At 71.8% G+C, this 23,027-nt stretch carries 22 protein-coding genes and 1 pseudogene; 17 read left to right on the top strand and 6 right to left on the bottom strand.

The window, feature by feature from the left end:
* Positions 1-39: 39 nt before the first annotated feature.
* Positions 40-675: a hypothetical protein gene (locus ACFQ79_RS33885; RefSeq protein WP_383590565.1), complete on the bottom strand. Its 636-nt coding sequence runs from the start codon at positions 673-675 to the stop codon at positions 40-42.
* A gap of 581 nt (positions 676-1,256) precedes the next feature.
* Here ACFQ79_RS33885 and ACFQ79_RS33880 point away from each other — a divergent pair.
* From ACFQ79_RS33880 to ACFQ79_RS33820, 13 genes and pseudogenes are all read left to right on the top strand, one after another.
* Positions 1,257-2,270: an ABC transporter ATP-binding protein gene (locus ACFQ79_RS33880; protein ID WP_383590563.1), complete on the top strand. Its 1,014-nt coding sequence runs from the start codon at positions 1,257-1,259 to the stop codon at positions 2,268-2,270.
* Positions 2,271-2,281: 11 nt separating this feature from the next.
* Positions 2,282-3,031, top strand: a pseudogene (locus ACFQ79_RS33875) (MlaE family ABC transporter permease); the annotation flags it as partial.
* 5 nt (positions 3,032-3,036) lie between these two features.
* A complete protein-coding gene (locus tag ACFQ79_RS33870; protein WP_383590560.1) occupies positions 3,037-3,843 on the top strand; it encodes an MlaE family ABC transporter permease in 807 nt (268 codons plus the stop codon).
* A gap of 1 nt (position 3,844) precedes the next feature.
* Complete coding sequence (locus tag ACFQ79_RS33865) at positions 3,845-5,098, top strand: MCE family protein (protein ID WP_383590558.1); 1,254 nt, start codon at positions 3,845-3,847, stop codon at positions 5,096-5,098.
* Complete coding sequence (locus tag ACFQ79_RS33860; protein WP_383590556.1) at positions 5,095-6,150, top strand: MCE family protein; 1,056 nt, start codon at positions 5,095-5,097, stop codon at positions 6,148-6,150. The genes ACFQ79_RS33865 and ACFQ79_RS33860 overlap by 4 nt, the downstream gene beginning before the upstream one ends.
* A complete protein-coding gene (locus tag ACFQ79_RS33855; protein WP_383590554.1) occupies positions 6,147-7,193 on the top strand; it encodes an MCE family protein in 1,047 nt (348 codons plus the stop codon). Before ACFQ79_RS33860 ends, ACFQ79_RS33855 begins: the two co-directional genes overlap by 4 nt.
* Positions 7,193-8,290 (top strand): MCE family protein, encoded by a 1,098-nt coding sequence (locus ACFQ79_RS33850; protein WP_383590567.1) that lies wholly within the window; start codon positions 7,193-7,195, stop codon positions 8,288-8,290. The genes ACFQ79_RS33855 and ACFQ79_RS33850 overlap by 1 nt, the downstream gene beginning before the upstream one ends.
* Positions 8,287-9,498 carry an MCE family protein gene (locus tag ACFQ79_RS33845; protein ID WP_383590552.1) on the top strand — a complete coding sequence of 404 codons (1,212 nt, stop codon included), beginning with the start codon at positions 8,287-8,289 and terminating at the stop codon, positions 9,496-9,498. The genes ACFQ79_RS33850 and ACFQ79_RS33845 overlap by 4 nt, the downstream gene beginning before the upstream one ends.
* Positions 9,495-10,769 carry an MCE family protein gene (locus ACFQ79_RS33840; RefSeq protein WP_383590550.1) on the top strand — a complete coding sequence of 425 codons (1,275 nt, stop codon included), beginning with the start codon at positions 9,495-9,497 and terminating at the stop codon, positions 10,767-10,769. The genes ACFQ79_RS33845 and ACFQ79_RS33840 overlap by 4 nt, the downstream gene beginning before the upstream one ends.
* Positions 10,766-11,281 carry a hypothetical protein gene (locus tag ACFQ79_RS33835; protein WP_383590548.1) on the top strand — a complete coding sequence of 172 codons (516 nt, stop codon included), beginning with the start codon at positions 10,766-10,768 and terminating at the stop codon, positions 11,279-11,281. The genes ACFQ79_RS33840 and ACFQ79_RS33835 overlap by 4 nt, the downstream gene beginning before the upstream one ends.
* Entirely contained in the window at positions 11,278-12,117 is an 840-nt protein-coding gene (locus tag ACFQ79_RS33830; protein WP_383590546.1) for a hypothetical protein, read from the top strand. The genes ACFQ79_RS33835 and ACFQ79_RS33830 overlap by 4 nt, the downstream gene beginning before the upstream one ends.
* A 26-nt stretch (positions 12,118-12,143) precedes the next feature.
* Entirely contained in the window at positions 12,144-12,686 is a 543-nt protein-coding gene (locus tag ACFQ79_RS33825; RefSeq protein WP_383590544.1) for a hypothetical protein, read from the top strand.
* A gap of 46 nt (positions 12,687-12,732) precedes the next feature.
* On the top strand, positions 12,733-13,626 hold the full coding sequence (locus tag ACFQ79_RS33820) for a hypothetical protein (protein ID WP_383590542.1): 894 nt from the start codon (positions 12,733-12,735) through the stop codon (positions 13,624-13,626).
* Positions 13,627-13,693: 67 nt separating this feature from the next.
* On the opposite strand, the gene ACFQ79_RS33815 is transcribed toward ACFQ79_RS33820, so the two are convergent.
* Entirely contained in the window at positions 13,694-14,266 is a 573-nt protein-coding gene (locus ACFQ79_RS33815; RefSeq protein WP_383590540.1) for a CGNR zinc finger domain-containing protein, read from the bottom strand.
* 117 nt (positions 14,267-14,383) lie between these two features.
* Between ACFQ79_RS33815 and ACFQ79_RS33810 the strand changes: the two genes are divergently transcribed.
* Complete coding sequence (locus ACFQ79_RS33810) at positions 14,384-15,601, top strand: MFS transporter (RefSeq protein WP_383590538.1); 1,218 nt, start codon at positions 14,384-14,386, stop codon at positions 15,599-15,601.
* 32 nt (positions 15,602-15,633) lie between these two features.
* On the opposite strand, the gene ACFQ79_RS33805 is transcribed toward ACFQ79_RS33810, so the two are convergent.
* Positions 15,634-16,404: a putative protein N(5)-glutamine methyltransferase gene (locus ACFQ79_RS33805; RefSeq protein WP_383590536.1), complete on the bottom strand. Its 771-nt coding sequence runs from the start codon at positions 16,402-16,404 to the stop codon at positions 15,634-15,636.
* Between the two features lie 4 nt (positions 16,405-16,408).
* Positions 16,409-16,891 (bottom strand): glutathione peroxidase, encoded by a 483-nt coding sequence (locus tag ACFQ79_RS33800; RefSeq protein WP_383590534.1) that lies wholly within the window; start codon positions 16,889-16,891, stop codon positions 16,409-16,411.
* Positions 16,892-16,927: 36 nt separating this feature from the next.
* Here ACFQ79_RS33800 and ACFQ79_RS33795 point away from each other — a divergent pair, with 36 nt between their 5' ends.
* Entirely contained in the window at positions 16,928-17,164 is a 237-nt protein-coding gene (locus tag ACFQ79_RS33795) for a DUF6011 domain-containing protein (protein ID WP_383590532.1), read from the top strand.
* A gap of 117 nt (positions 17,165-17,281) precedes the next feature.
* Entirely contained in the window at positions 17,282-18,352 is a 1,071-nt protein-coding gene (locus ACFQ79_RS33790) for an RNA ligase (ATP) (protein ID WP_383590530.1), read from the top strand.
* Positions 18,353-18,404: 52 nt separating this feature from the next.
* Here ACFQ79_RS33790 and ACFQ79_RS33785 read toward each other — a convergent pair whose 3' ends face one another.
* Positions 18,405-19,268, bottom strand: a complete 864-nt coding sequence (locus tag ACFQ79_RS33785; RefSeq protein ID WP_383590529.1) for an acyl-CoA thioesterase — start codon at positions 19,266-19,268, stop codon at positions 18,405-18,407.
* A 14-nt stretch (positions 19,269-19,282) separates the two neighbouring features.
* Positions 19,283-21,856, bottom strand: coding sequence for a DEAD/DEAH box helicase (locus tag ACFQ79_RS33780; RefSeq protein ID WP_383590527.1), 2,574 nt, complete (start codon positions 21,854-21,856; stop codon positions 19,283-19,285).
* A 70-nt stretch (positions 21,857-21,926) separates the two neighbouring features.
* Between ACFQ79_RS33780 and ACFQ79_RS33775 the strand changes: the two genes are divergently transcribed.
* Entirely contained in the window at positions 21,927-22,718 is a 792-nt protein-coding gene (locus tag ACFQ79_RS33775) for a metal-dependent hydrolase (protein WP_383590525.1), read from the top strand.
* Positions 22,719-23,027: the final 309 nt, after the last annotated feature.

Here is a 23,027-nt window from a genome sequence, read left to right as displayed (position 1 = left end):
GCCGGGGTCACCGGCCGGGCGGACGCGGGCTCTCGCGCACTACGGGTTGGAGCCGACGATCGTCGGGATGGTGGTCGTGTTCGCCACCTTGACCAGGTAGTCGCCCTTGAAGAGCGGCTTGGCGCCGACCGGGACGGCGGAGCCGCAGTTGGTCGAGGAGACGACGGTGAGTTCGCCGGTGACGCTGTTGACCGCCAGCTTGCCCGTCGAGTTGGTGTACGTGCCGGAGGCCTTGCCCGTCACGCGGAAGACGCAGGCGCCGACCGTCACCTTGGCGTCGACGTTGCCGACGTAGCCCTTGGTGACCCCGGTCGCGGCGGTGTAGTCCTGTGCCACGACGGTCCACGGGGTGGTCGCGACGGTGGTCACGTTGCCCAGGACGCTGGTGCAGGGCGCGCCGGTGGCGCCGAAGGCGATGGCGCTGATGGAGGCGACGGTCGCCGGGTTGCCGGTGGCGCTCGCCATGGTGCCCGAGGCCTTCGAGTTCGTACACGTCATGGCGATGCCGTTGACGCTCAGGACGACGTTGCCGCTGTTGGTCGCCGTGAAGCTGGCGGGCGTCGGGTTGACGGTCCAGACCGTCGAGGGCACGGCCGAGGCGGGGCCGGCGGCGAGGGCGAACGCGGCGGTGGCCGCCCCGGCGACGACGGCGAAGTTTCTGATCTGCTTCTTCATGGGTCCCGGACTCTCCTTGAGGATTGACCAGCTGAGGGTGCGGCCGCGGTGGGGGGAGCGGCCGGCGGCCCGGTATTTCTCGGCCGCGAAACCTGACGTTACTTGCGAGAAACTTAGCTGAACAATGCCGCAGTCCATGATTCTTTGGAGAAGCCTAATTGCCTGTCAATCGGGTGAGCGGTGGCCGGAATCGCCTTGGTTCCGTGGTGCGCAATGTCGACAATTATGATCGATCAGAGATGGCTGGATTCGGCATTGCTCTCCCCGGTGACAAGCGGCGGAATGGAATTATCTCCCGCCTGATAAGCGCCCGGTCGCCTCCAAGGTGTCGCCGAAAACTCCGGATCCGGTATTGCCGGGGGAGGTTACTCGGCCGTAACGTTCCCGTGGCGACGCCCAGAGTCGCAGGTCGGCCCATCCGTGTGTCTCCGTGCAGACAAAGTCGAACCCGGTCTTTGTCTCCGTGGTGACAAATACAGGAGCGGATCAAGGATTTTGCGCCAAGCCTCTTGTCCAAGTGATCCGCACCGACTTAACGTGCGCCCGCGGCGCACCCCCGACGCACGCTCGCTGGAGGTGGGATGGGAATCGAAGTAGTCGTTGAGGGTCTGACCATGTCCTTCGGCAAGCAGAATGTCTGGCAGGACGTGACCCTGACCTTGCCGGCCGGAGAGGTGAGCGTGATGCTCGGCCCTTCCGGTACCGGGAAGACAGTCTTCCTGAAATCGCTCATCGGGCTGCTCAAACCCCAGCAGGGCCGCGTCCTCATCAATGGTGTCGACATGGTGAGCAGCCCGGAACGAGACATCTACGAGACCCGGAAACTCTTCGGCCTCATGTTCCAGGACGGCGCCCTCTTCGGCTCCATGACCCTCTTCGACAACATCGCCTTCCCGCTGCGCGAGCACACCCGCAAGCGGGAGTCCGAGATCCGGCGCATCGTCATGGAACGGATCGAACTCGTCGGCCTGCTGGGCGCGGAGGGAAAGCTCCCGGGCGAGATCAGCGGCGGCATGCGCAAACGCGCGGGCCTGGCCCGCGCCCTCGTGCTCGACCCGCAGATCGTCCTCTGCGACGAACCGGACTCCGGGCTCGACCCCGTCCGCACCGCCTACCTGTCGCAGCTGCTCATCGACCTCAACGCGCGCATCGACGCGACGATGCTGATCGTCACCCACAACCTGGACATCGCCGCCACGGTCCCCGACAACATGGGGATGTTCTTCCGGCGCAACCTCGTCACCTTCGGCCCGCGCGAGGTCCTCCTCACCAGCGAGGAACCGGTCGTCACCCAGTTCCTCGCCGGCCGCCGCGAAGGCCCCATCGGCATGTCCGAGGAGAAGGACGCCGCCCTGCTCGCCGCCGAGCTGGACAACCCCGCCACCCTCCCGACCGCGCCCCGCGCCATCGTCCCGCAGCTGGAACCCTCGCCCGGCCTCCCGCCGCGCGCGGCCGTCGGACGCCGCCGCGAGCGCGTCCTCGGCATGCTCGACCGGCTGCCGCACGCCGCCCAGGCCGCCATCCGCGACACCTACGCCAGGGACGCGGCGTACACCCTGCCCAAGCGGGAGCGGATCACCGGGAGCGGCTCGTGATCACCGGCGCGCTGCGGCAGACCGGCCGGCTCTTCGCCCTCGCCGCCGAAGTGACCAGGGCCGTCTTCCGGCGCCCCTTCCAGTTCCGGGAGTTCGTCGAGCAGTTCTGGTTCGTCGCCAGCGTCACCATCCTGCCGGCCGCGCTGGTCTCCATCCCGTTCGGCGCCGTCATCGCCCTCCAGGTCGGCTCGCTCACCCAGCAGCTGGGGGCCCAGTCGTTCACCGGCGGTGCCAGCGTCCTCGCCGTCATCCAGCAGGCCAGCCCCCTCATCGTCGCCCTCCTGATCGCCGGCGCCGGCGGCTCCGCCATCTGCGCCGACCTCGGCTCCCGCAAGATCCGGGAGGAGCTCGACGCGATGGAGGTCATGGGCGTCTCGCCCGTGCAGCGGCTGGTCGTCCCGCGCGTTCTCGCCACCATGGCGGTCGCCGTGCTGCTCAACGGCATGGTCTCCGTCGTCGGCACGCTCGGCGGCTACTTCTTCAACATCATCCTCCAGGGCGGCACGCCCGGCGCCTACCTCTCCAGCTTCTCCGCCCTCGCCCAGCTGCCCGACCTCTACATCAGCGAACTCAAGGCCCTGATCTTCGGGTTCATCGCCGGCATCGTCGCCGCCTACCGGGGACTCAACCCCCGCGGCGGCCCCAAGGGGGTCGGCGACGCCGTCAACCAGTCCGTCGTCATCACCTTCATGCTGCTGTTCTTCGTGAACATGGTGCTGACGGGCATCTACCTGCAGATCGTCCCGCCGAAGGGGGGCTGAGACCCGTGGCCTCCCCGTTCCTCTGGCTCGACCGGTCCGGCGACCAGCTCCTGTTCTACGTCAAGGCCCTGCTCTGGGTCCCGCGGACCCTGCGCCGCTACCTCAAGGAGGTGCAACGGCTGCTGGCCGAGGTCGCCTTCGGCTCCGGCGGCCTCGGCGTCATCGGCGGCACCATCGGCGTCATGATCGCGATGACGCTCTTCACCGGGACCGTCGTCGGCCTCCAGGGCTACGCCGCCCTGGAACAGATCGGCACCGCGGCGTTCACCGGCTTCGTCTCCGCCTACTTCAACACCCGCGAGATCGCCCCGCTCGTCGCCGGGCTCGCCCTTTCCGCGACCGTCGGCGCCGGATTCACCGCCCAGCTCGGCGCCATGCGGATCAACGAGGAGGTCGACGCCCTGGAAGGCATGGGCATCCGCTCCATGCCCTACCTGGTCACCACCCGCATCATCGCCGGTGTCGTCGCCATCGTCCCGCTGTACGCGATCGGCCTGCTCTCCTCCTACCTGGCCTCGCGCTATGTGACGGTCCTGTTCAACGGCCAGTCCCAGGGCACGTACGACCACTACTTCAACCTCTTCCTGTCACCGACCGACGTCCTGCTCTCGGTGCTGAAAGTGCTGATCTTCAGCGTGATGGTGATCGTCGCGCACTGCTACTACGGCTTCCGCGCCTCCGGCGGCCCCGCCGGCGTCGGCATCGCGGTCGGCCGCTCCGTACGCAACGCCATCGTGCTGATCAGCGTCACCGACTTCTTCCTGTCGCTGGCCCTCTGGGGCGCGACCACGACCGTGAAGGTGGCGGGGTGAGATGAGCGACTCACGTGCCGAGACCCTGCGCCGCCGGTTCGCCGGCGTGGTCTTCCTCCTGGTGCCCGCCCTGCTCGCCTGGCTCGCGGTCGCCGTCTACGACAAGAGGTTCACCGACTCCGACCCGGTCGTCGTCGAGACCGGCAGCGTCGGCAACGAGATGCACCTCGGCGCCGAGGTGAAACTCCGCGGCGTCGTCATCGGCGAGGTCCGCGCCATCGACGCCACCGACGGCGGAGCCCGGCTCACCCTCGCCATGCGGCCGGGAACCCTCCGCCACGTGCCGTCCGACGTCCGCGCGCAGATGCTGCCCACGACCCTCTTCGGCGAACGGTTCGTCGCGCTCGTCCCGCCCGGAGGCTCCACGGCCGAGCCCCTGGGCCCCGGCGCCGTCATCCCCGAGGACCGCTCCAGCAACGCCGTCGAACTCCAGCAGGTCCTCGACAACGTCCTGCCCCTGCTCACCGCCGTCCAGCCGCAGAAGCTCTCGGCCACCCTGTCGGCCGTCTCCCGGGCCCTGGAGGGGCGCGGCGACAAGCTCGGTGACACCCTCACCCTGCTCGACGCCCACCTCCGGGAGTTCAACCCCCAACTGCCCGCCCTCACCCGCGATCTGAAAGAACTCGTGAAGGTCAGCCACCTCTACGCCGACGTCGCCCCGGACATCGTCACGGCGCTCACCGACTTCACCACCACCAGCGGCACCCTCGCCGAGAAGGAGGCCGACCTCGCCGGCACCCTCGGCTCCACCACCAGGACGGCCCAGGACCTGACCTCCTTCCTGCGCCAGAACAAGAACAACATCATCCGGCTCAGTGCCACCAGCCGTCCCACCGTGGAGCTGCTCGCCGAGTACGCGCCGTCCTTCCCCTGCACCCTCCGCACCCTCGCCCAGTTCGTACCGGCCATGGACAAGGCCCTCGGCAAGGGCACCGACCAGCCGGGACTGCACGTCGACGTCACCACCGTGCCCTCGCGCGGCGCGTACCTCCCCGGCCGTGACACACCGTCGTACGGCTCCGGCGGCGGCCCGCGCTGCTACCCCGTGCCCTACCTCGGCATCCCGGTCGCACCCGCCGCACGGGCCTCCGCAGCGGCCGACCAGGACCTCGGGCCCGCCAACTCCCCGCAGGAGAACGACCTCGTCAACGAACTCCTCGCCCCCGGGGCGAAGAAGCGGCCCGGCGACCTCCCGGACTGGAGCAGCACACTGGTCGGCCCGGCGTTCCGCGGCGCGGAGGTGACCCTCCGATGACGAAGCCGCCCGCCCACACCCGCCGCCGCGGACTCACCGGCACGCTCCTGAAGTCCCTCGCGTTCGTCCTGGTCACGGCGCTGGCCACCACCGTCCTCGGCCTCAGCATCGCCAACACCGGGGTCGGCTCCGCCACCCGCTCGTACAAGGCGCTGTTCACCGACGTCACCGGGCTCGTCAAGGGCGACTCCGTGCGCATCGCCGGAGTGAAGGTCGGCGAGGTGACCGACGTACGCGTCGTCGAACGCCGCACCGCCCAGGTCACCTTCTCGGTCCGCGAGGACCGCTCCGTGCCCCGCTCGGCCACCGCCGCCGTGAAGTACCTCAACATGGTCGGACAGCGCTACGTCTCCCTCGGCCGGGGCAGCGGCGACCTGACCGGCACCCTGCGGGACGGGGACACCATCCCGCTCGACCGCACCACGCCCGCCCTCGACCTGACCCTGCTCTTCAACGGGTTCAAGCCGCTCTTCGAGGGCCTCTCGCCCGCCGACGTCAACGACCTCGCCGGATCACTCGTCCAGGTCCTCCAGGGCGAGAGCGGCACCGTCGACAGCCTGCTGCGCCACATCGGCTCCCTCACCAGGACGGTCGCCGCCAAGGACGAGGTCATCGGCCAGGTCGTCACCCACCTCAACACCGTCCTCACCACCCTCAACAACCGCGAGGCCGCCTTCGACGACCTCGTCGTCACCCTCCAGAAGCTCGTCACCGGCTTCAACACCGACCGCAAACCCCTCGGCGAGGCGGTCCGGGCCATCGGCGACCTCACCACGACGACCGCCGGTCTCTTCCAGGAGGCGCGGGCCCCCCTCAAGAAGGACATCCGGGAACTCGGCCGGCTCTCCGGCACCCTCGGCGAGCACACCCCCGCCATCGAGTCCTTCCTCGCCCACACCCCCGCCAAGATGACCGCACTGGCCCGGCTGTCCTCGTACGGATCGTGGTTCAACCTCTACCTCTGCGAGGCGCGCGTGACCGGCGTGGGAACCTCCGACGGATCGAAGCCGCCGACCGGGATCGCCGTGACCGAACCGAGGTGCCGCGGATGAGCCCCCGCCCCCGGCTGAAGCCGGTCAAGGAGCGCAACCCGGTCGCCGTCGCCGTCGCCGGACTGCTGCTCCTCGCCCTGGTCGCCGCCCTGGCGTTCAACGTCGAACGGCTGCCCCTCGTCGGCGGCGACACCACCTACAGCGCCGACTTCTCCGAGGCCGCCGGACTCGACACCGGCGACGAGGTACGCATCGCCGGCGTCAAGGTCGGCAAGGTCACCGGGGTCTCCCTCGACGGAGCCAAGGTCAAGGTGACGTTCGAGGTCGGCGACGCCTGGGTCGGCGACCGCTCCACCGCCGCGATCGCCATCAAGACCCTCCTCGGCGAGAAGTACCTGGCGCTCGACCCGCTGGGCTCCGACCGGCAGGACCCGGGAACCCGCATCCCGCAGTCGCGCACCACCTCCCCGTACGACGTCACCCAGGCCTTCGAGGACCTCAGCGGCACCGTCGACGCCATCGACACCGCCCAGCTCGCCCAGAGCTTCGAGACGATCTCCGACACCTTCAAGAACTCACCGCCGCACGTCCGCAACGCCGCCACCGGCCTCTCCGAGCTGTCGAAGTCCGTCTCCAAGCGCGACACCGAGCTCGCCCGGCTCCTGGCGAACAGCAGCAAGTTCACCAAGACCCTCGAGAACAAGAAGTCCAGCTTCGAGACCCTCATCGAGGACGGCGGTTCCCTGCTCGGCGAACTCCAGAAGCGCCGCGACGCCATCCGCGCCCTCCTCAAGGGCAGCAGGGCGCTCGGCACCGAACTCAGCGGCGTCGTCAGCGACAACGACCGGCAGCTCGGCCCCACCCTCAAGGCCCTCAGCCGCGTCACCGGAGTCCTGGAGAAGAACAGCGGCCAGCTCGACAAGACACTCGCGCTGGTCGGTCCGTACTACCGGCTCGTCGGCAACACCCTCGGCAGCGGCCGCTGGTTCGACAGCTACCTGTGCGGCGTGGTGCCCCGCACCTATCTGCCCGACACCTCGCAGCCCACGACCGGATGCCTGCCGCCGAAACAGAAGACGGCGGCCAAGGGGAGCGGTGAATGATGACCAGACCCGGAAAACCCCTCGTCGCCGGCCTCGCCCTCGTGCTGCTCGCCGCCTGCGGTCTCGTCGCCGTGCGCGTCCTCGACGACGACGGCACCCGGATCACCGCCTGGTTCGACCGGACGGTCGGCATCTACGCGGGCTCCGACCTGCGCGTCCTCGGCGTACGCGTCGGCGAGGTCGAGTCCGTGGAGCCGCAGGGCACCCGGGTGCGCGTCCGGCTCCTCCTCGACGAGGGCGTACGCGTCCCCGCCGACGCCCGGGCCCTCGTCGTCGCCCCGAGCATCGTCGCCGACCGGTACGTACAGCTCACCCCCGCGTACAGCACCGGCCCCACCCTCGCCGACGGCGCGGAACTGCCCGCCGCCCGCAACCGCACCCCCGTCGAGATCGACCAGCTCTACGACTCGATCACCGAACTGAGCCGGGCGCTCGGACCGAACGGCGCCAACTCCACCGGCGCCCTGTCCGAACTCCTCGACACCGGCGCGAAGAACCTCAAGGGAAACGGCACCTCCATCGGCACCTCCATCAAGGAGTTCGGCAAGGCCGCCAAGACCCTCGACGGCAGCAGCGAGGACCTCTTCACCACCCTCGGCCGGCTCCAGACCTTCACCACCATGCTCAAGGACAAGGACGGCGACGTCCGCACCGCGCAGGAACGCCTCGACGAGGTCGTCGGCTACTTCGCGGAAAACAAGGACGACCTCGCCGGCGCCCTCGAGGAACTCGGCAAGGCCCTCGTCAAGGTCAAGGCGTTCATCAAGGACAACCGCGGCGAACTGAAGAAGAACGTCGACCGGCTCGTCCCGCTCACCCAGACCCTCGTCGACCAGCGCGCCTCCCTCGCCGAAGCCCTCGACGTCGCCCCGCTCGCCGCCGCCAACGTCGTCAACGCGTACAACAAGGACACCCGCACCCTCGACGGACGCGCCAACCTCAACGAGATCAGCATGGGCGGACCGCTGCTCCCGCTGCCGGTATCCGGCGGCTCCGCGTCGACCGGCGGCTCCACGGGAGCCGGCGGCGCGGTGGGCCCCGGCGGCTCCTCGCCGACCGGCGCTCCCCCGGCGACCACCGGAGAGGGGAAGCGATGAGACGCCCCACCCCGCCCTCCCGGCGGGCGGCCGGAGCCGGAGCCGTCGGTGTGGTCGCGCTCGGCCTCGGACTGGCCGTCGTCCTCGGCGTGACCCCCGGGAACCCCTTCCGGTTCGACGGCATCGAGGACCTGCCCCTGCCCGGCGGCGCCGACCTCGGCACCCATCCCTACACCGTCACCGCCGAACTCGACGACGTGCTCAGCCTCGTGCCGCAGTCCGCGGTGAAGGTCAACGACGTCGCCGTCGGCCGCGTCACCGCCATCGAGCTCGGGACGACCGACACCTGGACCGCCCGCGTCACCCTGAAGATCAACGGTGACGTCCGGCTGCCCGACGACGCGGGCGCCCGCCTGGAACAGTCGAGCCTCCTCGGTGAGAAGTACATCCAGCTCGTCGCCCCGTCGAAGGACAACGGCGGACGGCTCACCGACGGCAGCGTCATCCCGCTCGCCCGCACCAGCCGCAACACCGAGGTCGAGGAGGTGTTCGGCGCACTCTCCCTGCTCCTCAACGGCGGCGGCGTCAACCAGCTCAAGACCATCACCCGCGAACTCAACGCGGCCCTCGGCGGGCGTGAACCGGAGGTCCGCTCGATGCTCCGGCGGGTCAACACCCTCGTGACGACCCTGGACACCCACCGCGGCGACATCACCCGCGCCCTCGACGGCCTCAACCGGCTCTCCGCCACCCTCGCCGGCCGCAAGAAGGACGTCGACACGGTCCTCACCGGACTCTCGCCCGGCCTCAAGACCCTGGAGAAACAGCGGGGTTCCCTGCTGACCATGCTGCGCGCCCTGGACACCCTGTCCGGGGTCGCCGTCACCACCATCGACGCGAGCAAGAAGGACATGGTCGCCGACCTCAAGGCCCTCGCGCCCACCCTCACGGCACTCGCGGACGCCGGTGCCGACCTGCCCGAATCGCTCCAGGTCCTGCTCACCTACCCCTTCACCGACGAGGTGCTGCGGGGCGTCAAGGGCGACTACCTCAACACCTATCTGCACCTCGCCGCCGCCCCGGGAACCGAGGTGATCCCGCCACTGATCCCCAAGACCGAGCCCACGCCCACCCCCACGCCCACACCGTCCGACCCGGGCCCCGCCGCCCGCCGGGCGACCGGGGCGAGCAACGGGATCCCGAGCCCGAATCCGCCCCTGCCGCTGCCCCCGGCCACCCCGCCGAAGGACGGAGGCGAGACCCGATGATCACCCGTACCGTACGGCTCAAGAACCTCGCCTTCCTCGTCATCGCCGTCCTCGTCCTCGGCTTCGTCGGCGTCCGCTACGCCGACCTCGGCCGCTACGCCGGCGTCGCCGACCACTACACCGTGCGGGTCCATCTCGCCCGCACCGGAGGCCTGTTCACCCACTCCGACGTCACCTACCGGGGCGTCTCCGTGGGACGCGTCGGCGACATCGGCCTGACCGCCGAAGGCGTCGTGGCCGAACTGCGCATCAAGAAGTCCGCCCCCAGGATCCCCGCCGACGCGCGGGCCGTCGTCGCCGGACTCTCCGCCGTCGGCGAGCAGTACATCGACCTGCGCCCCGAGAGCGACGACGGTCCCTTCCTCGCCGACGGCGCCCGCATCGAACAGTCCGACACCCAGGTACCGGCGCCGGTCACCGACGTGCTCGCGAGCATGAACGACCTCACCGGCTCCGTACCGCTGGAGTCCCTGCGCACCGTCGTCGACGAGTTCGGAAAGGCCTTCCAGGGACACGGAGACGACCTCCAGGTCCTCCTCGACAGCGGCAGCCGCTTCGTCCAGGCCGCCGACACGTCGCTGCCGTCCACCATCCGGCTCATCAACGACGGCGAGGTCGTCCTGCGCACCCAGGCCGAGGAGAGCCGCGCCATCCGGGACTTCGCCACCGGCGCCCGCACCCTGGCCACCACCCTCAAGGGCTCCGACGGCGACCTGCGCCGCCTCCTCGCCGTCACCCCCGACGCCACCGGCCAGGTCAGCGGACTCCTGCGCGATCTCGACCCGAGCCTGAGCGTGGTCCTCGCCAACCTCCTCACCACCTCGGAGCTCGCCGTCACCCGGCAGCGCGGCATGGAGGAACTGTTCGTGAAGTACCCGGCGGCCGTCTCGGCCGGAGCCACCGCCGTCGAAGGAGGCCGCATGAACTTCGGCATGGCCGTCACCTTCTTCAAGCCCCTGCCCTGCACCTCGGGATACGGCGCCACGCGCTACCGCAACGGTCTCGACCTGGGCACCGCGCCCGCCCTCAACACCGGTGCCGCCTGTACGGGCTCCGCCGCGGCCGGGGTCAACGTACGGGGCTCGGCCCACGCGCCGAAGGGCGGCCCCGTCCCCGTACCGGCCCGGCCCGGCTCGCTTCCCTCGGGCAGCGCCCGCACCACGCCGGACACCCGGCGGGCCCTGCCCGGCGCGCTCGCGCTGCCGGGCCAGAACGGCGGACCGACGGACATGGCCGGTCTCCTCGGCCTGACCACCGGGGGCACCCGATGAGGCGGGGCCGGATCCTCGGTGCCGGCGCCCTCGTCGTCGCCCTGGGCTTCTGCGGCACCGGCGTCTGGACCTACGCACAGGCCCGCACCGACGAGGGCCTCGCCTTCGGCCGGGAGCGGGACACGGCGCTCGCCGAGGGCCGGGACCGCCTCACCGTCCTCAACTCCCTCGACGCCTCGACCCGCGAGCACGCCGAGAAGGGCATCCGGGCCTGGCGCGACGCGTCCACCGGACCGCTCCGCACCGAACTGGGGCGCACCGCACCCGCGGTGGGCGCCTCGGCGCGCGCCACGGTCACCGAGGCCGCCCTCACCGCGCTCGACGCGAGAGCCGGTACGGCGAAACTCATCGCGACCGTCCGCGTCGACGTCACCCCGCGCGGGGGCGGCGCCGCGACCACCGACCGCAAGCGCCTGGAGGCGGTCCTGACGCGCACCGGCGAGGACACGTGGAAGGTCGCGGCGCTGAGCGCGGTCCCCGTCGCCGGGGCCGAGGAGAGCGAGGACGAATGACGCGACTCTTGCGCGGGACGGCGAGCGCCCGGTCGGCCCGGCCCGTGACCGACGGGGGAGAGACACCGGAGCCGCCGGAGGGGACGACCGGCGCGACGCCCGAGGCCGCGGGCGACGCCACGACCGGGACCGACGCCGGGGCGGTGACCGAGGACGCGGACGGCGACGTCCCCGAGGCCCCCGACGTCCCGGAGGGCCCCGACGCCCCCGAGGCCCCCGACGTCCCCGAGGCTCCCGCGGACGATGCCGCCCGCGCCTTCCCCGCCACCTGGCAGAAGGCCGCGCTCGCGGCGGCCGTCGCCGTCCTGCTCCTCGCCGGGAGCGCCTTCTTCTACGGCGCCCACCAGCTCAGGTCCACCCCCGCGGCGCGCAACCACGCGCTGACCGACGCCGGGGCCACCGCCCGCGTCGGCGGTGACGTCGGCGAGGGCCTCGCCCGGATCTTCTCCTACACGCCCGTGAGCGACGACGCCGTCGAGCGTTCCGCCGGAACCGTGCTCGCCGGACGCGCCGCCCGCCAGTACACGGACCTCTTCGCGCAGGTCCGCGCACAGCTCGTCGAGCAGCGCATCACCCTCAGCACCCAGACCGTCCGCACCGGCGTGATCGAACTCGACGGGGACAGCGCGCGCCTCCTCGTGTTCCTCGACCAGACCTCGCGCCGGGACGGCGCACAGCAGGGCGACGCACGGCACGACAACGCACGTCAGGACAAGGCACCTCAGGACAAGACGCGTCAGGACAAGGCCACCGCCACGTCCGCCGCGGCCCAGCTCACCGTCACCGCGACGTTCCAGGGCGACCGGTGGCTGATCGTCGACATCAAGGCCCGCTGACCATGAGCGGGAGACGGGAGCACCCCATGACACGTCCGGTCCGCACCCCGGCGGGCATCCGTCCGGCCCTGGCCGTGGCCCTCGTCCTCACCCTCGCCGCGGGCGCCTCCGCGGCCTGGGCCGGCCGGGACTGGTACGCCGCCGCCCACGACGACTCCGCCGCGTACGCCGTGCAACGCGACGAGGCGCTCGCGGCCGGGGAGCAGGCCGTGCAGAACCTCAACACCCTGGACCACCAGCGGGTGGAGCAGGGGCTCGACCTCTGGGAGTCCTCCACCACCGGTGAACTGCACAAGCAACTGGCCGAAGGGCGCGAGGAGTTCACCGGTCAGGTGAAAGCCGCGAGGACGGTGACCACCGCCCGGGTGCTGTCCGGGGCCGTCACGGAGCTGGACGACCGGGCGGGGCGGGCCCGGTTGCTCGTCGCCCTGCGCATCACCGTCACGACGCCCGACAGCAAGAGCACGGACAAGGACAGCCGCATGCTCGGCGAACTCACCCGCACCGACGGCCACTGGAAGCTCAGTGCGCTGGGGCAGGCCCCGGTGGGCGGTACGGCGGTCGGCTGACCGGGCCGTACCGCGACAGCCGCCCGCACCCGAAAGGACACGCACGATGCCGACGCCCCGCCACCACCTCAACCGCCAGCGCCGCCGCCAGGCCGCCCTCGCCGACCGGCAGGCACCCGGCGACAGGTCCCGTACGCCCGCGGGGGTGCTCACGGAACCCGCCCCGCGCACCGGGGAACGACCGGCGGCCAGGTCCGTACGGGAGACGGCCGCAGAGCCGAAGGGGGAGGCGAGGAGCAGCGAGCAGCCCGGCCGCGAGAAGACCGGCCGCGAGAAGACCGGCCGCGAGCAGACCGGACGCGAGAAGCCCGGCCGCGAGCAGACCGGACGCGAGAAGCCCGGCCGCGAGCAGACAGACCGCGAGAAGCCCGGACGTGAGAAGACCGGCACGAAGAGGACCGGCCGCGTCCCCCTCGCTGTCCTGTGCGTCCTGACGCTTCTGCTCGGCGGCTTCGCCGGATGGGCGTACAGCAGGGCGGGCGAGCTCCGTGACGACCCCGCGCGCGGCAACACCGCGCTCACGGATCTCGCCCGCACCAGCGAGATCAAGGGACAGACGGGCGCCGCCGTCGCCGCGCTCTTCTCGTACGACCACGCCGACACCGCCCCCTTCGAACGGGCCGGCAGGACGCTCCTCACGGGCAAGGCCGTCGCCCAGCACCGGACGCTGCTGGGCGGGGTGCTCGCCCAGGCGGCCCGGCAGAAGACGGTGATCACGACCACCGTCACCGACAGCGCGGTGGAGCGGATCGACGGCGACCGCGCCCGCGTCCTGGTCTATGCCGACCAGAGCAGCGTGAGCACGGCCGGCCGGCCGGCGAAGGAGAAGGCGGCCACGGCCAAGGACCAGGGGGTCTACGCGGGTGCGATGTTCGCCGTGGACGTCGTGCTCCGTGACGGCCGCTGGCTCGTCGAGAACATCGACACCTTCGGCCGCTGAGCCAGCGTTCGACCCGGCCGTCGACCCGGCCGCTGAGCCGGTCCCGGGGACATCCCGTGCGGCGCCGCTAGCGGTTCGGCTGCCCATCCGTGGGGGCCGCCTGCCGCGTGCGGCGACGGTGGGCCGCGACCCGTGCGCGTGATGCGCAGGTGGCGGAGCAGTAGCGGCGCGGGCTTCCGGGGCCTGTGCCGAGATAGAGGTTCCGGCAGTTCGAGGCCTCGCACGCGCCCCAGGTGACGCGCCCGTGCTCGCTGAGGATCTGCGCGAGTGCCAGGGCGCCGGAGGCGAGGAGCCAGTTGCCCCAGCCGGCGTCGTCGCTGTGGTCGATGTGCAGGTGCCAGGCGTGCCCGTCGTGGCGGGAGAGGCGGGGTGCGGAGGCCTGCTCGGCGAGCACGCGGTTGAGGGCGAGCGCGGCCCGGTCGATGTCGGCCTCGGTGAGGATCCCGGACATCCGATCGGCCGCGTCCCGCAGTTCCCGGGCATCCTCGTCGGAGAACGCGGCGTCGGTCAGGTCGTCAGGGCTCTCGCCGTGGCGTGCGAGGAGCTCCGCGAGTGCGGCCCTGGAGAGGTCCGGGGTGGTCCGTACCGCGCTCGCGATGTCGACTAGGCGCTGCGCGGGCTGGAAGCCCTGCTGTTTCATGCCGCTCCCTCCGAGCCGTTGATGACTGTCGTGGCCACCTGCCGTGGGTGCCCGGTCCGGCCGCCGCCCCTACTGTAACGTCTTATTCCGATAACCCGTTACGGAGTGGGGGTGGGCATGTCCGGGCCCAGCGGCACAAGGCTCTACCTGGCGACGGCGTTCTGCGCGCGGACCGCCGAGGAAGGCATGGCGGTGGGCGTGGTGATGCTCGCGGCGCAGCGCCTCGACAGCGCGGCGCAGGGCGCTTTCATCCTGGCGGCGTGGATGGCCCCGCACGTCCTGGCGGCCCCGACGGCAGGCGCCCTGGCGGCTCGGGCACGGCGGCCCAGGATGTTCTACGCGGTCGCCCTCACGGGTTTCGCCGGGGCCGTCGCCGCCCTGTCGGTGAGCGTCGGGCGGCTTCCCCTGCCCGTGGTGCTGGTCATCGCCGCGGCGGGCGGCTGTTGCGGCCCGGTCGTCTCCGGCGGCCTCTCCAGCCTGCCGGCCCTGATGCTCGGCCCGGGCCCGGAGCGGGATCGCGCCTACGCCCTGGACGCCTCGGTCCACAACGCCGCCGGTGTCGTCGGCCCGGCGGCGGCCGGGTCGGCCGCCGCGGCGGTGGGCTCCGGTGCGGCCGTGGCCACCCTGGCCGTGGCCGCGGCCTGCGCGGCGGCGCTCGCCTGCGGGCTGCCCCTGCCTCCGCGCCCGGCCGCCCGGCAGGACACCGCTCCGGTACGGGACGCCCTGCTCGCCGGACTGGTGGCGGTCTGGGGCGGCAGGGAACTGCGGGCGATCACCGCGGCCACCTGTCTGGCCTTCGTCGGCCTCGGAGCCTTGACCACGACCGCCGTCCTGCTCGCCGAGAGCCAGGGGCGCCCCGGCACGGGCGGCTGGCTGATGACCGCGTTCGCCGCCGGTGCCCTGGCCGGCTCCCTCGCACTCGCCCGGCTGCGGCCGGCGGCGGCACCCGACCGCCTCGCCGCCACCGGCCTGGCCGGCATCGGACTCGCGCTCGCCGCGGCGGCCCTCGCCCCGGGGCCTCTCAGCTGCGCGGCGGCCTTCGCGGCCGCCGGGGTGTGCGACGGACTCCTGCTGACCGCCACCCTCCGCCTGCGGGCGGACCACGCGCCGCCCAACCGTCGGACCCAGGTGTTCACCATCGGTGCCGGCCTCAAGATCTCCGCCGCGGCGCTCGGGGCCGCCCTCGTCGGATGGGCCGGTTCGGTCCCGGCCGCCTGGGATCTGGCCGCCATCGCGGCCCTGCACATGACGGCGGCGGTGGTCTACGCGGGCATCCGGCGGCGACCCGGCTCCCGGAAGGAGCCGGCCGTGCTCGACGAGGCCGTGAGCCGCTGAGGTCCGACGGCAGGCGGCGGATGCGGCTCCTGTCAGCCCGCCCGGGTCGCGACCAGGACGGTCGCGTACCGCTCCTCGCAGCTCAGCACGCGTGCCTCGAGACCGCACGCGGTGACCACGGCAGCCGCCGGCTCGGCCTGCCGCTCGCTCGTCTCGACCAGCAGGCGCCCGCCCGGTGCCAGCCACTCCGGCGCCTCGGCGGCGACCCGCCGCAGCACGTCGAGACCGTCCGGGCCGCCGTCGAGGGTGACGAGCGGCTCGTGGTCGCGGGCCTCAGGGGGCAGCAGCCCGATGTCGCCGGTGGGGACGTACGGCACGTTGGCGACCAGGACCTCGACCCGGCCCCGCAGCTCCGGGGGCAGCGGGGCGAAGAGGTCGCCCTCGTGGACCCGGCCGCCGCGCGGTTCGACGTTCCGGCGGGCGCAGCGCACCGCCGCCGGCTCGATGTCCGATGCGTGCACCTCCGCGCCCTCGACCCGGTCGAGCAGGACCGCGCCCGCCGCGCCGGAGCCGCAGCACAGGTCGACGCAGACGGCGCCCGGCCGGGCCAGCTCCACCGCGTGCTCGACCAGGAACTCCGTACGGCGCCGGGGGACGAACACCCCGCCGTCCACCTCGATGCGCAGCCCGGCGAACTCGGCCCAGCCCACGACGTGCTCCAGGGGCAGGCCCGAGGCCCGCCGCTCGACCATCAGGTCGAGTTCGGCGGGCCCGGCCGCCGCCGCGAGGAGCATCTCCGCCTCTTCCTCGGCGAAGACACAGCCCGCGGCCCGCAGCCGCTCGACGACCCCCGTGCCGCTCACGACGTCAGACAAGCTGCGCCTCGATCGCGGAGACGATCTCGGCGGCGCCCGGCTCGGTGCGCGGACGGAAGCGCGTGACCCGGCCGTCGCGGCCGATCAGGAACTTCTCGAAGTTCCACTGGACGTCACCGGCCTCGCCCTCGGCGTCGGCGACCTTGACCAGCTCCGTGTAGAGCGGGTGGCGGGCCTCGCCGTTGACGTCGATCTTCTCCAGGAGCGGGAAGGAGACGCCGTACGTCGTCGAGCAGAAGGTCTGGATCTCCTCGGCGCTGCCGGGCTCCTGGCCCGCGAACTGGTTGCAGGGCACGCCGAGCACGGTGAAGCCGCGGTCGCCGTACTCCTTCTGCAGCTTCTCCAGACCCTCGTACTGCGGGGTCAGGCCGCACTTGGAGGCGACGTTCACGACCAGGACGGCGCGGTCCCGGTAGTCGGCAAGGGTGACCGGCTCGCCGGTCAGGGTCTTCAGCGGGATGTCGTACAGGCTCATGGACTGCTCCTCGTCGGAATAGGGTTTGATCTCAGCATGGGAGACGAACCACTGGCAATCTCGATCGATTCCGCACCGGAGGCAGAACCGGGGCCGCGACCGCGCCGGATCCCCTGCCGGCTCTGCGGCCGCCCCCTCACCGGCGCCGACTCCCGACGTACGGGACTGGGCCCCACCTGCGACGCCAAACTCCATCCGCCGGCCGCCGACATCCGCACCCGCCGGCACGAGGTGGACCAGGACACCCTCCCGGGCATCGACCAGGCCCTGTAGGGCTCTTGGGCCGGAACCCGGCGACGCTACCAGCCCGAAAAGAGATCGCCCAGCCGTTTCCCCCGTCGGCACAGTGGGCCCCGATGAGACCGAAACCCGAGCACCCGGAGTCCTGAGATGTCGACCCTGCGCGTCACCGCCGAAGTCCTGACCGTCCATCCCCATCCGAACGCCGACGCCCTGGAGCTGGCGCAGGTCGGCCTCTACCGGGCCGTCGTCGCCAAGGGCGCCTATCGGACCGGGGACGCCGCCGTCTACATCCCGGAGCAGGCCGTGCTGCCCGCCGCGCTGATCGAGGAGCTGGGGCTCACCGGGCGGCTCGCCGGCGGGAACTCGGACCGGGTCAAGGCCGTGCGGCTGCGCGGGGAGCTGTCGCAGGGCATCGTGTGCCGGCCCGGCGCGCTCGCCGCCGCCGACCTGGCCCTGGCGGCCGCCGAGCGGACCGACTTCGCGGAGACGCTGGGGATCACCAAGTGGGTGCCGCCGATACCGCCGACCATGAGCGGTGACGTGGAGGTCGCTCCGGACCTGCTGTCCTGGGTCGACATCGAGAACCTCCAGCGTTACCCGGACATCTTCGAGCCCGGCGAGCCCGTCGTCCTGACGGAGAAGCTCCACGGCTCGGCCTGCCTGATGACCTTCCTCGCCGAGGAGGGACGCGTCCAGGTCTCGTCCAAGGGCTTCGGGTCGAAGGGCCTGGCCCTCCAGGAGGACCCGCGCAATCTGTACTGGCGCGCCGTCCACGGCCACGGCCTGCCCGCCGTCGCCGAGCGACTGGCGAAACGTCTCGGCGCCCGCCGGGTCGGCTTCTTCGGCGAGGTCTACGGCTCCGGGGTGCAGGATCTGGCCTACGGCGCCGACGCCCGCTCCGAGACCGTCGGCTACGCGCTGTTCGACGTCTCGGCCGAGATCGACGGCCGGGTGGAGTGGCTGGACCCGGCCGACGTCCTGGAGGCCGGCGAGGTCCCGCTCGTACCGCGGCTGTACTCCGGCCCGTACGACCTCGACACGGTCCTCGCCCACGCGAGCGGGCGGGAGACCGTCTCGGGACGGGAGACGCACCTGCGGGAGGGCGTCGTGATCCGGCCCGCGACCGAGCGGTACAGCCCGGTCACCGGCGGCCGGGCCATCGCCAAGGCGGTCAGCCCGGCCTACCTGACGCGGAAGGGCGGCACCGAGTACGAGTGACCGGACCGGACCGGACCGGACCGGACCGCCCCGAGTCACCCCGGCGCCCGGCTCAGAGCTTCCTGAACAGGCCCTCCTGGACCACCGACACCAGGAGCTGCCCCTCGCGGTCGTAGATCCGGCCCCGCGCGAGTCCCCGGCCGCCCGTCGCGATCGGGGACTCCTGGTCGTACAGGAACCACTCGTCCGCGCGGAACGGCCGGTGGAACCACATCGCGTGGTCCAGCGACGCCATGTCGAAGCCCCGCGGGCCCCAGAGCGGCTCGATCGGGATGCGGACCGCGTCCAGGAGCGTCATGTCCGAGGCGTACGTCAGGGCGCAGGTGTGGATCAGCGGGTCGTCGCCGAGCGGCCCCACGGCCCGCATCCACACCGCGCTGCGCGGGTCCGCGCCCTTGACCTCGTCCTGGGTCCAGCGCAGCCGGTCCACGTACCGGATGTCGAAGGGCTGCCGACGGGCCATTCTCTCCAGGGCCTCCGGCAGCGCCCCCAGGTGCTCGCGGATCTCGTCCGCGAGGTTCGGCAGGCTCTCCGGGTCCGTCAGATGCCGCGGCGGCAGCTGGTGCTCGATCGCGCCCTCCTCCGGCCTGTGGAAGGAGGCCGTGAGATTGAAGATCGTCCGCCCCTCCTGGATCGCCGTGACCCGGCGGGTCGTGAACGACCGGCCGTCCCGCACCCGCTCCACCTGGTAGACGATCGGCACCCCGGGCTGCCCGGGCCGCAGGAAGTAGGCGTGCAGCGAGTGCACCGGACGGTCGCCCTCGGTGGTGCGGCCGGCCGCCACGAGGGCCTGCCCGGCGACCTGCCCGCCGAAGACCCGCTGCAGCGACTCCTGCGGGCTCCGCCCGCGGAAGATGTTGACCTCGATCTGCTCCAGGTCGAGCAGATCGACGAGCCTCTCGGCGGGATTGGTCACGTCAGCTCTCTCCTCTACAGCTGTCCGACGGACGTCACGCGGACGACCGCGCGGCCCTCCTCGTCGGAGGCCGCGAGATCCACCTCCGCGCTGATGCCCCAGTCATGGTCCTTGTTCGGGTCGGCGAAGGTCTGCCGGACGCGCCACAGGCCGTGGGCCGCGTCCTCCTCGATGGCGAGCAGCTTCGGGCCGCGCGCGTCGGGGCCCGTACCGAGGTCGTCGTACTCGTCCCAGTACGCGTCCATCGCCTCGCCCCACGCGTCCGCGTCCCAGCCCGCATCGGCGTCCATCTCGCCGAGCGCGTCCACGTTGTCGAGGGCCGCCAGCTCCACCCGGCGGAACATCGCGTTGCGCACCAGGACCCGGAAGGCGCGGGCGTTGGCCGTGACCGGCTTGACCTGGTCGGCCTTCTCCTGGGCCTCCTCGGCCGTCTGGACCTCCGGGTTGGCGAGCTGCTCCCACTCGTCGAGCAGCGAGGAGTCCACCTGGCGCACCATCTCGCCCAGCCAGGCGATCAGGTCCTCCAGGTCCTCGGTCTTCAGGTCGTCCGGGATGGTGTGGTCGAGCGCCTTGTACGCGCTCGCGAGGTACCGCAGGACGATGCCCTCGGTGCGCGACAGCTCGTACCACGAGGTGAACTCGGTGAAGGTCAGCGCCCGTTCGTACATGTCACGGATGATCGACTTCGGCGAGACCGGGTGGTCGCCGACCCACGGGTGCGACTTCCGGTAGACGTTGTACGCGTGCCAGAGCAGCTCCTCGAGCGGCTTCGGGTACGAGATGTCCTGGAGCCGCTCCATCCGCTCCTCGTACTCGACGCCGTCCGCCTTCATCTGCCCGACGGCCTCGCCGCGTGCCTTGTTCTGCATGGCGGCGAGGATCTGGCGCGGGTCGTCGAGCGTCGACTCGACGACGGAGACCATGTCCAGGGCGTACGAGGGGGACTCCGGATCGAGCAGGTCGAAGGCGGCGAGCGCGAACGTCGACAGCGGCTGGTTCAGCGCGAAGTCCTGCTGGAGGTCGACCGTCAGGCGGATCGTGCGGCCCTCGGCGTCGGGTGTGTCCAGCTGCTCGACGACACCGCCGTCGAGCAGGGAGCGGTAGATCGCGATGGCCCGGCGGATGTGCCGCAGCTGCGCCTTGCGCGGCTCGTGGTTGTCCTCCAGGAGCTTGCGCATGGCCTCGAAGGCGTTGCCCGGGCGGGCGATCACCGAGAGCAGCATGATGTTGGTGACCTTGAAGCGCGAGGTCAGCGGCTCCGGCTCGGCGTCGATGAGCCGCTCGAAGGTGGTGTCGCTCCAGGCGACGAAGCCTTCCGGAGCCTTCTTGCGGACCACCTTGCGGCGCTTCTTCGGGTCGTCGCCGGCCTTGGCGAGCGCCTTCTCGTTCTCGATGACGTGCTCGGGCGCCTGGGCGACCACGTAGCCGGCGGTGTCGAAGCCGGCCCGGCCGGCCCGGCCCGCGATCTGGTGGAACTCACGGGCGCGCAGCGTCCGCACCCGGTTGCCGTCGTACTTGGTGAGGGCCGTGAAGAGCACCGTGCGGATGGGAACGTTCACGCCCACGCCGAGCGTGTCCGTCCCGCAGATCACCTTCAGGAGGCCCGCCTGCGCCAGCTTCTCGACGAGCCGCCGGTACTTCGGCAGCATGCCCGCGTGGTGCACGCCGATGCCGTGGCGGACGTAACGCGAGAGGTTCTGGCCGAACTTGGTGGTGAAGCGGAAGTTGCCGATCAGCTCGGCGATCTTGTCCTTCTCCTCGCGCGTGCACATGTTGATGCTCATCAGCGACTGCGCGCGCTCGACGGCCTGCGCCTGCGTGAAGTGGACGATGTAGACCGGCGCCTGCTTGGTCTCCAGGAGCTCCGTCAGGGTCTCCGTGATCGGGGTGAGCACGTACTCGTAGGAGAGCGGCACCGGCCGGGTCGCCGACCGGACCACCGAGGTCGGCTTGCCCGTGCGCCGGGTCAGGTCCTTCTCGAACATCGAGACGTCGCCGAGCGTCGCCGACATGAGGACGAACTGCGCCTGGGGGAGTTCCAGGATCGGGATCTGCCACGCCCAGCCGCGGTCCTGCTCGGCGTAGAAGTGGAACTCGTCCATGACGACCTGGCCGATGTCCGCGTACTTGCCGTCCCGCAGCGCGATCGATGCCAGCACCTCGGCCGTACAGCAGATCACCGGCGCGTCCGCGTTCACCGAGGCGTCGCCGGTCAGCATGCCGACGTTCTCGGTGCCGAAGATCTTGCACAGGTCGAAGAACTTCTCCGACACCAGCGCCTTGATCGGCGCGGTGTAGAAGGTCACCTGGTCGTTGGCGAGCGCGGTGAAGTGAGCAGCCGCCGCGACCAGCGACTTTCCCGACCCGGTGGGCGTGGAGAGGATCACGTTGGCCCCGGAGACGACCTCGATCAGCGCCTCTTCCTGGGCCGGGTAGAGCGTGATGCCCCGGTCCTCGGCCCAGGAGGAGAAGGCCTCGAAGAGGGCGTCGGGGTCGGCGGTCGGCGGCAGCTGATCGATAAGGGTCACGCCCCCATCTTGCCTGGATTCCGCTCGGATGAGGGAACCGGCCGCCGGTTCGAAGATCACGGACGATAGGCTCGTCCGTCGACCGGTCGTCAACTGAGCGCCGGCAGGGGAGAAACGGGGCGGGCCAACCATGATGGGACCGGCACACTCGCTGTCCGGAGCGGCGGCCTGGCTGGGTGTCGGAGCGGCCGCGGCGGCCTTCGACCGCCCGATGCCCTGGCCGGTTCTCGTCGTCGGCGCGCTCATCTGCGCGGGCGCGGCCCTCGCCCCCGATCTCGACCACAAGTCGGCGACCATCTCGCGGGCCTTCGGGCCGGTCTCCAAGGGCCTGTGCGAGATCGTCGACAAGCTGTCGTACGCCGTCTACAAGGCGACCCGCTCCACCGCCGACCCCCGCAGGTCGGGCGGTCACCGGACCCTCACCCACACCTGGCTCTGGGCGGTCCTGATCGGCGGCGGCGCGTCGGTCGCCGCGGTCACCGGCGGCCGGTGGGCGGTGCTCGCGATCCTCTTCGTGCACCTGGTCCTCGCCGTCGAAGGCCTGCTGTGGCGGGCCGCCCGGATGTCCAGCGACGTCCTGGTCTGGCTGCTCGGCGCGACCAGCGCGTGGATCCTGGCGGGCGTCCTCGACAAGCCGGGCAACGGTTCGGACTGGTTCTTCACCGGCCCCGGGCAGGAGTACCTGTGGCTCGGGCTGCCGATCTTGCTCGGCGCCCTCGTCCACGACATCGGCGACGCGCTCACCGTGTCCGGCTGCCCGATCCTGTGGCCCATCCCGGTCGGCCGGAAGCGCTGGTACCCCATCGGCCCGCCGAAGGGCATGCGCTTCCGGGCCGGCAGCTGGGTCGAGCTGAAGGTCCTGATGCCCGCGTTCATGGTGCTCGGCGGGGTGGGCGGAGCCTCGGCGCTCGGCTTCTTCTAGCCGGCCGCCGATCCCCGGTACCCCGCGTGTCGTCACGAACGCGCTGTCCCGGTGGAGCGGCGCAGCGTACGGCCAGGCCGCCGCGGCGAGTCCGGCGAGTCCGGCGAGTCCGGTGAGGCCCGTGCAGGCCCGGCGGGCCGCGTCCGGCGCGGGGGCGCCTGCCTCCGGAGCCCGGTAGCCGGGCAGGGGGTCGTCCAGCGCCGCTTCACCATCGGCTACTGATCCGGACCCGGCGGAGGCCGGGGGCGACCCGACGGAAGCGGACCGGGGCGACCCGAGGCAAACGGGCCGGGCCGGGGTGCCGTACGA

It is taken from the genome of Streptomyces sp. NPDC056480 (genome assembly GCF_042795405.1).
Classification (GTDB): domain Bacteria; phylum Actinomycetota; class Actinomycetes; order Streptomycetales; family Streptomycetaceae; genus Streptomyces.
The sequence above is the reverse complement of the archived record's forward strand: the minus strand, read 5'-3'. Positions and strand labels throughout refer to the sequence as shown.

Bases quoted from the DNA above. Each gene is read 5' to 3' on its own strand.
- ACFQ79_RS33800 (WP_383590534.1), bottom strand. From the start codon at position 16,891: ATGAGCCTGTACGACATCCCGCTGAAGACCCTGACCGGCGAGCCGGTC.
- ACFQ79_RS33790 (WP_383590530.1), top strand. From the start codon at position 17,282: ATGTCGACCCTGCGCGTCACCGCCGAAGTCCTGACCGTCCATCCCCAT.
- ACFQ79_RS33830 (WP_383590546.1), top strand. From the start codon at position 11,278: ATGACGCGACTCTTGCGCGGGACGGCGAGCGCCCGGTCGGCCCGGCCC.
- ACFQ79_RS33825 (WP_383590544.1), top strand. From the start codon at position 12,144: ATGACACGTCCGGTCCGCACCCCGGCGGGCATCCGTCCGGCCCTGGCC.
- ACFQ79_RS33795 (WP_383590532.1), top strand. From the start codon at position 16,928: ATGGGAGACGAACCACTGGCAATCTCGATCGATTCCGCACCGGAGGCA.
- ACFQ79_RS33865 (WP_383590558.1), top strand. From the start codon at position 3,845: ATGAGCGACTCACGTGCCGAGACCCTGCGCCGCCGGTTCGCCGGCGTG.
- ACFQ79_RS33775 (WP_383590525.1), top strand. From the start codon at position 21,927: ATGATGGGACCGGCACACTCGCTGTCCGGAGCGGCGGCCTGGCTGGGT.
- ACFQ79_RS33840 (WP_383590550.1), top strand. From the start codon at position 9,495: ATGATCACCCGTACCGTACGGCTCAAGAACCTCGCCTTCCTCGTCATC.
- ACFQ79_RS33820 (WP_383590542.1), top strand. From the start codon at position 12,733: ATGCCGACGCCCCGCCACCACCTCAACCGCCAGCGCCGCCGCCAGGCC.
- ACFQ79_RS33885 (WP_383590565.1), bottom strand. From the start codon at position 675: ATGAAGAAGCAGATCAGAAACTTCGCCGTCGTCGCCGGGGCGGCCACC.
- ACFQ79_RS33845 (WP_383590552.1), top strand. From the start codon at position 8,287: ATGAGACGCCCCACCCCGCCCTCCCGGCGGGCGGCCGGAGCCGGAGCC.
- ACFQ79_RS33810 (WP_383590538.1), top strand. From the start codon at position 14,384: ATGTCCGGGCCCAGCGGCACAAGGCTCTACCTGGCGACGGCGTTCTGC.
- ACFQ79_RS33860 (WP_383590556.1), top strand. From the start codon at position 5,095: ATGACGAAGCCGCCCGCCCACACCCGCCGCCGCGGACTCACCGGCACG.
- ACFQ79_RS33815 (WP_383590540.1), bottom strand. From the start codon at position 14,266: ATGAAACAGCAGGGCTTCCAGCCCGCGCAGCGCCTAGTCGACATCGCG.
- ACFQ79_RS33835 (WP_383590548.1), top strand. From the start codon at position 10,766: ATGAGGCGGGGCCGGATCCTCGGTGCCGGCGCCCTCGTCGTCGCCCTG.
- ACFQ79_RS33855 (WP_383590554.1), top strand. From the start codon at position 6,147: ATGAGCCCCCGCCCCCGGCTGAAGCCGGTCAAGGAGCGCAACCCGGTC.
- ACFQ79_RS33850 (WP_383590567.1), top strand. From the start codon at position 7,193: ATGACCAGACCCGGAAAACCCCTCGTCGCCGGCCTCGCCCTCGTGCTG.
- ACFQ79_RS33880 (WP_383590563.1), top strand. From the start codon at position 1,257: ATGGGAATCGAAGTAGTCGTTGAGGGTCTGACCATGTCCTTCGGCAAG.